Here is a 12,084-nt window from a genome sequence, read left to right as displayed (position 1 = left end):
GCATGTCCCTCCTGGAAGTTCTCGCCCGCGGCGCCGGAGCCATCGCCGCCTACGCCGCCGTCGGCGTGGTCCTGCTGATCGTCGGCTTCTACGTGATCGACATGGCCACGCCCGGCAAGCTGAGCGCGGTCATCCGCACCGAGCGCAACCCGAACGCCACCCTGCTGGCCACCTCCGCGCTGGCCGCGGTCGGCCTCATCGTCGCCGCGTCCATCTGGTCGTCCGGCGGCAGGCTGGTCGAGGGGCTGGCGGGCACCGTCGTGTTCGGCCTGGTCGGCATCGTGGTGCAGACGGTGGCCATGCTGGTCTTCGACAAGCTGGTCGGCATCTCGGTGCGCGATCTGGTCAAGGAGGAGGAGCTGCAACCGGGCGCGCGGCTGCTCGCGGTGACGCACGTGGCCATCGGGCTCATCACGGCCGTCGCAGTCATCTGAGTGGACCTGGCACTCTGGTAGGCGTGACGGACCGCATCCGTGAGGACACCACTCGCAGGCTGGAGCGCGCCATGGGCTCGCTCGGCACCGCGGCCATGGCGCGCATGGACGACCAGCTGCCGTGGTTCCGCGCGCTCAGTGCCGAGGACCGCTCCTGGGTCGGGCTGGTGGCCCAGGCGGGAATCGCCGCGTTCGTGGAGTGGTTCCAGCACGCCGGCGAGAACCGGCCCACGCCCAGCATCGAGTTCTTCGGCACGGCCCCGCGCGAGCTGAAGCGGTCGATCTCGCTCCAGCAGACCGTCGACATCGTCCGGATCGTGGTCGAGGTGGTCGAGGCGCGCACCGACGAGCTGGCCGCGCCGGGCGGCGAGGACCAGCTGGAGCAGGCCATGCTCCGCTACACCCGCGACGTCGCGTTCGCCGCCGCCCACGTCTACGCCCGCGAGGCCGAGGCCAGGGGCTCCTGGGACTCCAGGCTGGAGGCCCTGATCGTCGACGCGCTGGTGCGCGGCGAGGTCGACGACGGGCTGCACTCATGGGCGGCCGCGCTCGGCTGGACCTCCTCTCCCGTGGTCGTGATCGCCGGGCAGGCGCCCGACGACGACCCGCGGGCGGTGATCGACGGGCTGCGCGAGAAGGGCCGCCGCATCGGGATGGACCTGCTCGCCGGGGTGCAGGCCGACCGGCTGATCGTGATCGTCGGCGGCGCGGGCAGCGTGCACGACGCCGCCAGGCAGGTCGTGGCCCGCTTCGGCGAGGGCCCGATCGTCATCGGCCCCGAGGTGCCCGACCTGCACTCCGCCCCCAGGTCGGCCAGGGCCGCGCTGGCCGGGCTGAAGGCGGCGGCCGGCTGGCCCGACGCGCCCCGCCCGGTGCACGCCGAAGACCTGCTGGCCGAGCGGGCGCTCGACGGCGACAGCGACGCCAGGGGCCAGCTCGTCGAGAACGTCTACCTGCCGCTGGCGGGAACGCCGCTGCTCGATACCCTGGCCACCTACCTGGAGCAGGGCACCTCGCTGGAGGCCACCGCCCGGCTGCTGTTCGTGCACCCGAACACCGTCCGCTACCGGCTCAAGAAGATCACCGAACTGACCGGCTACCAGCCGACCGAGGGCAGGTCGGCCTTCACGCTCCAGGTCGGGCTGATCCTCGGGAGGCTCTCGGAGAGCGCCGTAACCTGGCGGGCGCTAACGTAATCGCCCCGAAACCCACACTGTGGGGTTCTTACAAAAGACCGAGGACAAAGTTCGTACGGATCCTTACCCTCGTGTTGGAGTTCTACAGGGCATGGTGAATTACGTGCTTGTACTCGTCGCTCCGGGCCAAGGTGCCCAGACTCCAGGTTTCCTGACACCCTGGCTCGAGCTTCCCGGCCTGTCGGACCGGCTGGCAGCCTGGTCCGAGATCGTCGGGCTCGATCTGATCGCCTACGGCACCACCGCCGGCGCCGACGAGATCCGCGACACCGCGGTCGCCCAGCCCCTGCTCGTGGCCGCCGCGCTGGCGTCCGCAGAGGCGCTCGGCGCGACTCCTGACGTGCTGGCGGGGCACAGCGTCGGCGAGCTGGCCGCCGCCGCGCTGGCCGGGGTGCTGACGCCCGAGCAGGCGCTCACCCTGGTCCGCGAGCGTGGCCAGGCCATGGCCAAGGCCGCCGCGATCACCGAGACCGGCATGACCGCCGTGCTCGGCGGCGTCGAGGCCGAGGTGCTGGCCGCCATCGACAGGCACGGCCTGACCCCCGCCAACATCAACGGCGCAGGGCAGATCGTGGCGGGCGGCACGCTGGAGCAGCTCGCCGCCTTCAAGGACGACGCACCGGCCAGGGCGCGGCTCATCCCGCTGTCGGTCGCCGGCGCCTTCCACACGGCGCACATGGCCCCGGCCGTCGAGCACCTGCGCGCGGCCGCCGCCACCATCGTCCCCGCCGACCCGCGGGTCAAGCTGCTGTCGAACGCCGACGGCCAGGTCGTGACGGCCGGCGCCGAGCTGCTCCAGCGGCTGATCGGCCAGGTCAGCAACCCCGTCCGGTGGGATTCCTGCATGGCCACGATGGCTGATCTCGGAGTCACCCGGATGATCGAACTGCTGCCGGGCGGCACCCTGACCGGCCTGGCCAAGCGTGGGCTCAAGGGCGTCGAGACCGTGGCGCTCAAGACCCCAGACGACCTCGATGCGGCCAGGGAGCTGATCAAATGAGGATTCCCGACGTCGCCCCGGGCGCGAGGATGCTGGCCCTGGGCCACTACCAGCCGGCCACCGTCGTCACCAACGACGACCTGGCCAAGAACATGGACACCAACGACGAGTGGATCCAGTCACGCGTCGGCATCAAGGAGCGCAGGGTCGCCCCCTCCGGCGAGTCCGTCGAGGACATGGCCGCTCAGGCGGGCGGTAAGGCGCTGGCCGCCAGCGGCCTGTCGGCCGACGACATCGACCTGGTCATCGTCGCCACCTGCACGCTCGAGACGCAGATCCCCAACGCCTCCGCCATCGTGGCCCACCGCCTCGGCATCAACTCCCCCGGCGCCTTCGACGTCAACGCGGCCTGCGCCGGGTTCTGCTACGCGCTCGCCACGGCCAGCGCGGCGGTGCGCGGCGGCGCGGCCAGAAACGTGCTGGTCATCGGGGCCGAGAAGCTGTCGCAGTGGGTCGACTGGACCGACAGGTCCACCGCCGTGATCTTCGCCGACGGCGCCGGAGCCGCGGTGGTGGGCCCGACCGACACGCCGGGCATCGGGCCGGTCGTCTGGGGCAGCGCGGGCGACAAGTCCGACGCCATCATCATCCAGGACCGCGACGACTTCCTGCACCAGGAGGGTCAGACGGTCTTCCGCTGGGCCACCACCGCGCTGCACCCGGTGGCCAAGGAGGCGTGCGAGCGAGCGGGCGTCGATCCGTCCGAGCTCGCGGCCTTCGTCCCGCACCAGGCCAACCTGCGGATCATCGAGGCGATCGCCCGCAAGCTGGGCGCCGACAAGGCGGTCATCGCTCGCGATATCGTCACCGCCGGGAACACCTCGGCCGCGTCCATCCCGCTCGCGCTCTCCCGCATGGTAGAGCGAGGCGAGGTCCGCTCCGGCGAGCTCGCCCTGGCCCTGGGCTTCGGCGCGGGCCTGACCTATGCGGGGCAAGTGATCGAGATTCCGTAGGATCCGGTACGGCTCGCCGTACCTGACACAGCTTGTACGGTGCGAGCCGTACAGAACCCAGAAAATCCAAAGGAGAACTAGCGACATGGCTGCCAGCGAGCAGGAGATCCTCGAGGGCCTCGGCAAGATCATCAACGAGATCACCGGTATTCCGGCCTCGGAAGTCACCCCCGAGAAGAGCTTCGTCGACGACCTCGACATCGACTCCCTGTCGATGGTCGAGATCGCCGTGGCCGCCCAGGACGAGTTCGGCGTCGAGATTCCCGACGACCAGCTCAAGAACCTGAAGACGGTCAAGGACGTCCTCACCTTCATCCAGAACTGACCACATCCCCGCTGATCGATCAAGGAGCGCGAAACGTGAGTGCAAACCGGGTACGTGTCGTCGTCACCGGGCTCGGCGCGACGACGCCTGTCGGTGGAGACGTCACCTCGACCTGGTCGGCGCTCCTCGCCGGTCAGTCGGGCGTCAGAACCCTGACCGAGGATTGGGTCGACACCGTCCCCGTGAAGTTCGCGGGGACGGCCGCCGTCGACCCGACCGAGGTGCTGCCCCGGCCGGAGTCCCGCCGTCTCGACCGCAGCGAGCAGTTCGCCCTGGTGGCTGCGCGCGAGGCCTGGCAGGACGCGGGCGCGCCCGACGTGGCGCGCGAGCGGCTCGGGGTCGTGGTCTCGAGCGGCATCGGCGGCATCAACACCACGCTCTCGGCCTACGACACCTACAAGGAGCGCGGCTGGAACCGGCTGTCGCCGTTCACCGTGCCGATGCTCATGCCCAACGGCCCGGCCGCCTGGATCGGCCTCGACCTCGGCGCCCAGGCCGGCGTGCACGCCACCGTCTCCGCCTGCGCCTCAGGCGCGGAGGCCATCGGCTACGCCATGGACATGATCCGGAGCGGCCGCGCCGACGTGGTGGTCGCCGGTGGCACCGAGGCCGCCATCCACGGCCTCAACATCGCCGCGTTCGCCGCGGCACGCGCGATGTCCACCCGCAACGACGACCCGGCGGGCGCGTCCAGGCCGTGGGACCGTGACCGCGACGGGTTCGTGCTCGGCGAGGGCGCGGGCATCGTGGTGCTCGAGTCCGAGGAGCACGCCAAGGCGCGCGGCGCGCGGATCTACGCCTACGCCGCGGGTGTCGGCTACTCGGCCGACTCCCACCACATCACCCAGCCGGAGCCGGAGGGCCGGGGCATCATCATGGCGATGACCCAGGCGCTCAACGACGCCGACGTCACGGGCGCCGACGTCAGGCACGTCAACGCGCACGCCACCTCGACCCCGGCCGGGGACGTCATCGAGGTCCAGGCGGTCGCCAAGGCCATCGGCACGCACCCGCTGGTCACCTCCACCAAGTCCATGACGGGCCACCTGCTCGGCGGCGCGGGCGGCATCGAGTCGGTCTTCACGATCAAGTCGCTGCACCACCGCATCGTGCCCGCCACCATCAACCTCGACAAACTCGACGACGGCATCGAAGTGGACCTCGTCTACGGCGAGAACCGCGCACTGCCCGAGGGCGACATCGCCGCGGTCAACAACTCGTTCGGATTCGGCGGCCACAACGCGGCCGTCGTGTTTAAGGGAGCCTGAATGACCGTCCTCGACAACCGGGTGGTGACGCCCGGCTCCGATCAGGAGCCTGCCGATCCCCGCGACCCCCTCGTCCGTCTGACCGCGCTGGTCGACGAGGGCTCGCTGCGGCTGATCACTCCCGAGGACAAGAGCGGCGTGCTCGCCGCCATGGGCCGTGTCGAGGGTGTCCCCGTCGTCGCCTTCTGCAGTGACGCCCGCTTCCAGGGCGGCGCGATGGGCAGCGAGGGCTGCGAGCACATCGTGCACGCCTACGACGTGGCCGTCCGTGAGCGGGTGCCGGTCATCGGAATCTGGCACTCCGGCGGTGCGCGACTCGCCGAAGGCGTCGAGTCGCTGCACGCCGTCGGCCGGGTCTTCGCCGCGATGACCAAGGCGTCCGGCGTGGTGCCGCAGATCTCCGTGGTCGTCGGGCCCGCCGCCGGCGGTGCGGCCTACGGCCCCGCGCTCACCGACCTCGTGATCCTCGCCGACTCCGGCCGCATCTTCGTCACGGGCCCGGACGTGGTCCGCAGCGTCACCGGCGAGGACGTCGACGCGGCCTCCCTGGGCGGCCCCGAACCGCACAGCAAGCGCAGCGGCGTCGTGCACGTCGTCACCAAGAACGAGACCGACGCGCTGCTGAAGGCGCGCCAGCTCGCCTCGCTGCTCGGCCACCAGGGCCGGGTGCGCTCGTCCGGCATCGATGAGATCGACTTCTCCAGCCTGCTGCCGGAGTCGGCCCGCCGCGCCTACGACGTCAAGCCGCTGGTCAACGGCCTGCTCGACGAGCCCGGCATCGAGCTGCACCCCAAGTGGGCGCCGAACATCGTCACGTCGCTCGGCCGCCTCGGCGGCCGGACGGTCGGAGTGATCGCCAACAACCCGATGCGGCTCGGCGGCTGCCTCGACGCCACGTCCGCCGAGAAGGCCGCCCGATTCGTTCGTATGTGTGACGCTTTCGGAGTGCCGTTGGTTGTCCTCGTGGACGTACCGGGTTACCTGCCCGGCGTGGGCCAGGAGCACGACGGCGTGGTCCGCCGCGGCGCCAAGCTGCTGCACGCGTTCGCCGAGGCGTCCGTGCCGCGCGTCACGCTGGTGACCCGCAAGGCGTACGGCGGCGCGTACATCGCGATGAACTCCCGCGCCCTCGGCGCGACCAAGGTGTTCGCATGGCCGACGACCCAGGTCGCGGTCATGGGCGCGGTCGCCGCAGTGCGCATCCTCAAGCGGCGCGAACTGGCGGCGGCGCCGGAGGAGGAGCGCGCGGCGCTGGAGCACCGGCTCGCCGCCGAGCACGAGCAGCTCGCCGGCGGCCTGGCCAGGGCCCAGGAGATCGGCGTGATCGACGAGGTCATCAAGCCGGAGGAGACGCGCGGCGCGATCGCCAAGGTCCTCGCGCAGGCGACCCCGGCCAGGGGCGCCCACGGGAACATCCCGCTGTAACGCGACCTATCCGATGGGGCCCCGCACCTGTTCAGGTGCGGGGCCCCATCGGCGTTCCCGGGTCACACCGCCGCGTGCAGCCAGCGGACGGGCGCGCCGTCGCCCGCGTACCTGAACGGCTCCAGCTCCTCGTCCCACGGCCTGCCGAGCATCTTGTCGAGCTCGTCCTCCAGCACGCACCGCCCCTGGGAGGCCGTCATCATCACGGTGCGCAGCCGGTCTTCGGGGATCATGATGTCACCCGCGGCTCCGATCACCGCGGTGAAGGCGCCCAGCGTCGGCGTGTAGGCGTGGCGCGAGCCGTCGACACCGGACGAGGCGTCCTCGGTGATCTCGAAACGGAGGCGCTGCCAGCCCATGAGGGAGGAGGCGATGGCCGCCGCGATGCCCGGACGGCCCTCCCACTCCGCCTGCGCCCGCACGACATTGGGCGCGGCAGGTTGGGGTGTCCACGTCAGATCTACGGGCACGCCAAGGACACCCGCGACCGCCCATTCAATATGAGGGCACAGCGCGGGCTGAGCCGAGTGGACGTACAGCACGCCACGAGCAGACACCGGACCTCCCGATTCGGTACGAGGTGCGCCTTCCCCAACGGCCTCGACCCGGGATGATCACAAGTGACTAGGGAGAGACTACCGTCGGTTGCCATCGGACACCAGTGGGGGGCCATACCAAGTTGTTGCGGCTGTGGCGCGTGACACGGGCCCGAGCGAGGAAAGATACCGGCTCATGGACATCCAATCAGTCGGTGAAGCGCTGATCCGGCCAGGTCAGGTGCTGACCGATCGCAGCGCGCTGTCCGCCGTGGCCCGCTGGACCCAGGCGGTCGCCGAGGCAGACGGCGTGTGCGTGCTCCACCTGACACCCGGCGCCGACCCGTGCGAGGTCGCCATGGAGCTGCGGGAACAGGGGTTCAGGGCCTCGCCCAACCACGTGTTCGCAGGCCAGCCGCTGTTCTTCGGCGGGCCCGCGAGCAGGCCGTTCCCCGTCAAGCCCGTGCACTACCGACAGGGCAGGTCGCGCTCGCCGGTGACCATCGGCCTGCTCGACACCGGCGTGGCCCGGCACCCGTGGTGGGCCAACAGCGGCTGGTACACCGAACTGGGCCCCGAGAGCGCCGACGCCACCGAGGGCGGCCAGGCCGGGCACGGCACGTTCGTCGCGGGCCTGCTGCTGCGCCAGGCGCCGGGCGCCTCGCTGCGGGTCAGCCGGGTGCTCGACGCGAACGGCGTGGGCGACGAGGCGAGCGTGGTGCGCGCGCTGCACCGGATGCGGCGGTTCCCGCCACAGGTGCTCAACCTCTCCTTCGGCGGGCACACCTTCGACGACCGGCCACCGCCCCTGCTGGCCGACGCGCTCGGCTCGATGCCCGACACGGTCGCCGTCGCCTGCGCGGGCAACACGGGGAGCGAGCGGCCGTTCTGGCCGGCCGCGCTGACGGGCGTCGTCGCGGTGGGCGCCGTCGACCCCACCGAGCAGCAGCGCGCGCCGTTCTCCGCGCACGGCCCTTGGGTGGACGCCTGCGCCCGGGGGGAGTGGCTGACCAGCAGTTTCCTGGAGCGAGGCGAGTTCGACGGCTACGCGACCTGGAGCGGCACGTCCTTCGCCACGGCGCTGGTCGCCGGGGCCATCGCCGACGCGGCCAAGGAGCGGCCGGTGCATGACGCGGTCAAAGGGCTGCTCCATCGGGAGGGGGCCCGGCAAATTCCCGATCTGGGAGTTCTCGTCCCGTCGAGTCTGTAGAGTTTACGCTCAGTCCCCGGCCAATCACGAGGAGGTAGCTATGACCTCCTGTGAGGTACGGCAAGGAGTCAGCATGGACGAGCCACGCGAGCCGGCGGAGCTGCTCAAAGCCGCGGCTGACGACGACCGCACCGCCTGGGACGAGCTCGAGTCCCGGTTCGGGCCGCGCATGTGGGCGGTCGCCCGCGCGTGTGGTCTGAACAGCGCCGATGCCGCCGACGCGGTCCAGGGAGCCTGGCTGCGCCTGCTGGAGCATCTGCACACCATCCGTGACCCCGCGGGCATCGGCGCGTGGCTGGCGACGACCACGCGCCGCGAGGCGATCCGGATTCTCAGGAAGGAGCCTCCGGGCCTTCCCTCCTGTGACGTCGTGTTCGATCCAGATCCAGCGTCGGCGGTCCTCGAAGCCGACGGGAGCCGTCTGCTCTGGCAGGCGGTCTCCACGCTCAACGAACCATGCCGCACTCTGCTCCTGCTGGTCGCAACGGGCCAAGGAAGCCAGCAGGTGGCGATGCGGCTGGGGGTTCCGGCAGGCAGCGTCGGTCCGACCAGGGCCCGATGCCTGAACAAACTGCGCACCCTGATCTCACAACAGGAGACGGTGCAATGAACAACGACGAATACTTCCTAGCGGCCCTCCGGCTCGCTGCCGGAAACGACCCGATCCCTGGGCATGTGTCCGCCGCCGCGCGTGACGCCTTCGGGCTGCGGGTCTCGCAAGCGGTGACCGCCAACCCCGCCGAACGCGCCGCACCCCGCGGCGTGCGCGGCATGGACGGTCCCCACATGGTCCGGTTCGTCGCCGCCGGCCTCACCTTCGACCTGGAGGTGACCGTGGGCGACGGGCTCATCGACGTCGCCGGGCAGGTGTCCCCGCATCCCGGAGAGGGCAGCCATGTCGACGTCCGGACCCCGCATCTGACGCTCACCCGGCGTCTGTCCCGATCCGGCCAGTTCGCGGCCACCGGCCTGCCTCCGGGCTGGCTCAGCGTGGTGTGCCACCGTCCTGGCCAGTCCCCCGTCCAGACCAGGTGGGTACGTATCCGCCCATGAGGCAGGGGCCAGGGCCGCACCCTGGCCCCTGCGCGAAGCCGAAGGCGGCACGATGCCGACACCCGAGCACCACGCCGCGCGGCCCGGCCTCCAGGAGCGCGACGCGCTGGTCGCGGCGGCCGACGCGGCCGTGTCGCGGTCGGTCGTCGATCCCGAGCAGGCGTTCCACGCCGGACGCGCGGTGCTTCGCGCCGCCCAGCGGACGGGCGCGGTCGAAGCAGCGGTCGTGGCGCTGCGCGCACTGGCGCTGTCGGTCCGCGAACTGGGCGATCTGGAGGCCGCCGAAGGCTACCTGAGGCGGGCCATCGCCACCTGCGGAGCGCCGGGCGAGCGGATCGCGCAGGCCAGGCTCTCGCTGGTGACCGTGCGCACCGAGCGCGGCCATCCCCTCCAGGCGTTACGCGTGGCCGCCCTGGCGTGGGCGTACCTGTCGCCGCTCGACCGGGCCAAGCTCGACACGCAACGCGCCGTGGCGTTGGCCCACCTGGGCCGTTACCAGGAGGCCATCGCCTCGTGCGACCGGTCGCTGGTCGCGCTCGTCACCGCGCCCGGCACCGCCGACGACCGCAGGTTCCTGGCGGGAGGGCTGCTCAACCGCGGCCTGGTGCACGCCTACCGCGGCGACTGGGACTCCGCCATGCGCGACATCACCGCCTGCCTGCAGATCACCCAGCAGGCCGGGCTGGACCACCTCGCCCGCCTGGCCGCCGCCAACCTGCCGTTCCTCGCGGTCCGGCGCGGCGACATCGCGGGGGCGTTCGCGCACTACCGCGCCGCCGAGGACACCCTGTTCGGCTTCCCCGAGCGGCTGGCCACCATGCGGGCCGACTTCGCGGGCGCCCTGCTGGCCGCGCACCTGCCGGGAGAGGCCAGGGCGCTGCTCAGCCTGGCCGTGCCGGATCTGGAGACGTCCGACGCGCACGTGGCGCTGGCCGAGGCGCGGCTGAAGCTGGCCCAGGTGGAGCTGCTGACCGGCGACGCGCGGCGCGCGCTGTCCGTCGCGGAACGCGCCGCGCGGGAACTGGCCGCACAGGACCGCGACGCGTGGCTGCCGCTGGCCAGGGAGGTGGTGCTGCGGTCCAGGCTGGCGCTGGAGGGCCCCACGTCCGGGCTGGTGGACGAGCTGGTCGCGTGCGCCGACGAGATGGAGGACGGCGGCCGGCACCTGGTGGCAGCCGCCGCGCTGCGCCTGGCCGCGGCCGAGGCGGCGCTGGCCATCGACGACCAGCCGGCCGCCTCCGCCCAGCTCGCCCGCCTCACCCTGGACGCCAGGAAGCACCGCGTGCCCGCGGGCGCCAAGCTCACCTCGCTCGCCTCCGAGTTGCAGGCCAAGCATCTGGCGCAGGCGTCACAGGTGCCGCCCCTGGTGCGCCAGCACGCGCTCGCGCTGGAGGCGGCGGTGCGCGAGGACGTCACGGGGGCGCTCGTCGCGGTCCGCGACGGGCTGGCCGAGGTGGGCGGGCAGGCGGAGACGTTCGACGACCCGTCGCTGCGGGCGCACGCGGCGCGGGCGGGCGAGCGGCTGGCGGCGTTCGGGCTGCGGCTCGCGGTGCGCGACGGCGACGCGGCGGAGGTGTTCGACTGGGCCGAGCGGTGGCGGTCGGTGACCGCGCCCCGGCAGGCCGCCTGCCTGGCCGATCCCGAGCAGGTCCGGGCGGTGCTGGGCGACTCGGCCCTGGTGGAGTTCGTCGTCGAGGACGGCTCGCTGCTGGCCGTGGTGATCACCGCCGAGCGTGTCGCGCTGCGGCGCCTGGGAGCGATGGACGCGGTCGCCGAGGCGCTGGTACGGCTCCGGTACGCGCTACGCACCTCCAGCGGCCCTGGCGAGTCCGGGTCGAGGACGTCCGGCGGCTCTGGTGGCTGCGGACCGTGGCCCTCCGACGGCCCGGTCGAGGCCGCCGCCGCGGACCTGGAGGAGATGCTGCTCGGGCCGCTCGCCGCCGCGCTGCGCGACCGGCCGCTGGTGGTGGTGCCTGCCGGGGTGCTGCACACGCTGCCGTGGGCGGCGCTGCCGTCCCTGCGTGGCCGGCCGGTGAGCGTGGTGGCGAGCGCCGCGGCCTGGCTGGAGGCCCGGCAGCGCGCGCCCGTTCCCGCCGACCGCCCGGCGGTGGTCGCGGCGGCGGGCCCGGCTCTCACGCACGCGCAGGCGGAGGTCGCGCGGGTGCTCGGCTGCCACCCGGGCGCGCGGGAGATCCCGGCGCGGACGGACGCCGTGCTGGCGGCGCTGGCCACGGCCGACGTGCTGCACCTGGCCGCGCACGGCGTCTTCCACGCGCGCAGCCCGCTGCTGTCGGGCATCACGCTCGACGACGGCCGGCTCATGGCCTACGACCTGCTGGGGCTGTCGCGGGCGGCGGGGCTGGTGGTGCTGTCGGCGTGCGACTCCGGCATGGCCCGGACGCCCGCCGAGGGCGCGCCCCTCGGCCTGGCGGGCACGTTCCTGGCCAGGGGCGCGTCGTGCGTCGTCGCCGGGCTGCTGCCGGTGGGCGACGAGGAGGCGCTGGCCGTGATGACCATGTTCCACGAGCTCGTGGCGGCCGGACGGCCACCCGCTTCGGCGCTGGCGGCGGCCTCGGCCGCGTCCGAGGTGTGGTGCTTCGCCTGCTTTGGCGCGGGCGACCAGCCCGTGGTGAGCGGCGCGGGCCGATGCGGCGGGATCTGATGCGACTCGGTCTGCTCCCACG

General features: G+C 72.5%; 12 protein-coding genes. 11 read left to right on the top strand and 1 reads right to left on the bottom strand.

Annotated features, from left to right (window positions below):
- Positions 1–2: 2 nt before the first annotated feature.
- The 7 genes from ABT294_RS18880 (at position 3) to ABT294_RS18850 (ending at position 6,601) form a co-directional block, all read left to right on the top strand.
- Positions 3–434, top strand: a complete 432-nt coding sequence (locus ABT294_RS18880) for a DUF350 domain-containing protein (RefSeq protein WP_350807184.1) — start codon at positions 3–5, stop codon at positions 432–434.
- 71 nt (positions 435–505) lie between these two features.
- Positions 506–1,630: a PucR family transcriptional regulator gene (locus ABT294_RS18875; RefSeq protein WP_350807468.1), complete on the top strand. Its 1,125-nt coding sequence runs from the start codon at positions 506–508 to the stop codon at positions 1,628–1,630.
- 103 nt (positions 1,631–1,733) lie between these two features.
- Entirely contained in the window at positions 1,734–2,630 is an 897-nt protein-coding gene (locus ABT294_RS18870; RefSeq protein WP_350807183.1) for an ACP S-malonyltransferase, read from the top strand.
- Entirely contained in the window at positions 2,627–3,583 is a 957-nt protein-coding gene (locus tag ABT294_RS18865; RefSeq protein ID WP_350807182.1) for a beta-ketoacyl-ACP synthase III, read from the top strand. The genes ABT294_RS18870 and ABT294_RS18865 overlap by 4 nt, the downstream gene beginning before the upstream one ends.
- An 85-nt stretch (positions 3,584–3,668) precedes the next feature.
- Positions 3,669–3,908, top strand: a complete 240-nt coding sequence (locus tag ABT294_RS18860; RefSeq protein WP_350807180.1) for an acyl carrier protein — start codon at positions 3,669–3,671, stop codon at positions 3,906–3,908.
- A 35-nt stretch (positions 3,909–3,943) separates the two neighbouring features.
- Positions 3,944–5,176, top strand: a complete 1,233-nt coding sequence (gene fabF, locus ABT294_RS18855; protein WP_350807179.1) for a beta-ketoacyl-ACP synthase II — start codon at positions 3,944–3,946, stop codon at positions 5,174–5,176.
- Entirely contained in the window at positions 5,177–6,601 is a 1,425-nt protein-coding gene (locus ABT294_RS18850) for a carboxyl transferase domain-containing protein (protein WP_350807177.1), read from the top strand.
- A gap of 62 nt (positions 6,602–6,663) precedes the next feature.
- Here the strand turns inward: ABT294_RS18850 and ABT294_RS18845 are convergent, their stop codons facing one another.
- On the bottom strand, positions 6,664–7,158 hold the full coding sequence (locus ABT294_RS18845) for a DUF3145 domain-containing protein (RefSeq protein ID WP_350807175.1): 495 nt from the start codon (positions 7,156–7,158) through the stop codon (positions 6,664–6,666).
- 175 nt (positions 7,159–7,333) lie between these two features.
- On the opposite strand from ABT294_RS18845, the gene ABT294_RS18840 reads away from it, so the two are divergent.
- From ABT294_RS18840 to ABT294_RS18825, 4 genes are all read left to right on the top strand, one after another.
- Positions 7,334–8,347 carry a S8 family peptidase gene (locus ABT294_RS18840; RefSeq protein ID WP_350807173.1) on the top strand — a complete coding sequence of 338 codons (1,014 nt, stop codon included), beginning with the start codon at positions 7,334–7,336 and terminating at the stop codon, positions 8,345–8,347.
- Between the two features lie 73 nt (positions 8,348–8,420).
- Positions 8,421–8,957, top strand: a complete 537-nt coding sequence (locus tag ABT294_RS18835; RefSeq protein ID WP_350807171.1) for an RNA polymerase sigma factor — start codon at positions 8,421–8,423, stop codon at positions 8,955–8,957.
- Positions 8,954–9,400 (top strand): hypothetical protein, encoded by a 447-nt coding sequence (locus tag ABT294_RS18830; protein WP_350807170.1) that lies wholly within the window; start codon positions 8,954–8,956, stop codon positions 9,398–9,400. Before ABT294_RS18835 ends, ABT294_RS18830 begins: the two co-directional genes overlap by 4 nt.
- Before the next feature lie 52 nt (positions 9,401–9,452).
- Entirely contained in the window at positions 9,453–12,062 is a 2,610-nt protein-coding gene (locus ABT294_RS18825) for a CHAT domain-containing protein (RefSeq protein WP_350807169.1), read from the top strand.
- The last annotated feature ends 22 nt before the right edge of the window (positions 12,063–12,084 follow it).

Origin of the sequence: Nonomuraea sp. NPDC000554, from assembly GCF_040300065.1 — a bacterium.
Taxonomy (GTDB): Bacteria; Actinomycetota; Actinomycetes; order Streptosporangiales; family Streptosporangiaceae; genus Nonomuraea.
This window is presented reverse-complemented; position numbering and strand designations above follow the sequence as displayed.

What these genes read in the sequence shown, in the direction of transcription:
- ABT294_RS18880 (WP_350807184.1), top strand. Translation starts at nt 3, where the DNA reads ATGTCCCTCCTGGAAGTTCTCGCCCGCGGCGCCGGAGCCATCGCCGCC.
- ABT294_RS18875 (WP_350807468.1), top strand. Translation starts at nt 506, where the DNA reads ATGGGCTCGCTCGGCACCGCGGCCATGGCGCGCATGGACGACCAGCTG.
- ABT294_RS18865 (WP_350807182.1), top strand. Translation starts at nt 2,627, where the DNA reads ATGAGGATTCCCGACGTCGCCCCGGGCGCGAGGATGCTGGCCCTGGGC.
- ABT294_RS18860 (WP_350807180.1), top strand. Translation starts at nt 3,669, where the DNA reads ATGGCTGCCAGCGAGCAGGAGATCCTCGAGGGCCTCGGCAAGATCATC.
- ABT294_RS18850 (WP_350807177.1), top strand. Translation starts at nt 5,177, where the DNA reads ATGACCGTCCTCGACAACCGGGTGGTGACGCCCGGCTCCGATCAGGAG.
- ABT294_RS18840 (WP_350807173.1), top strand. Translation starts at nt 7,334, where the DNA reads ATGGACATCCAATCAGTCGGTGAAGCGCTGATCCGGCCAGGTCAGGTG.
- ABT294_RS18835 (WP_350807171.1), top strand. Translation starts at nt 8,421, where the DNA reads ATGGACGAGCCACGCGAGCCGGCGGAGCTGCTCAAAGCCGCGGCTGAC.
- ABT294_RS18830 (WP_350807170.1), top strand. Translation starts at nt 8,954, where the DNA reads ATGAACAACGACGAATACTTCCTAGCGGCCCTCCGGCTCGCTGCCGGA.
- ABT294_RS18825 (WP_350807169.1), top strand. Translation starts at nt 9,453, where the DNA reads ATGCCGACACCCGAGCACCACGCCGCGCGGCCCGGCCTCCAGGAGCGC.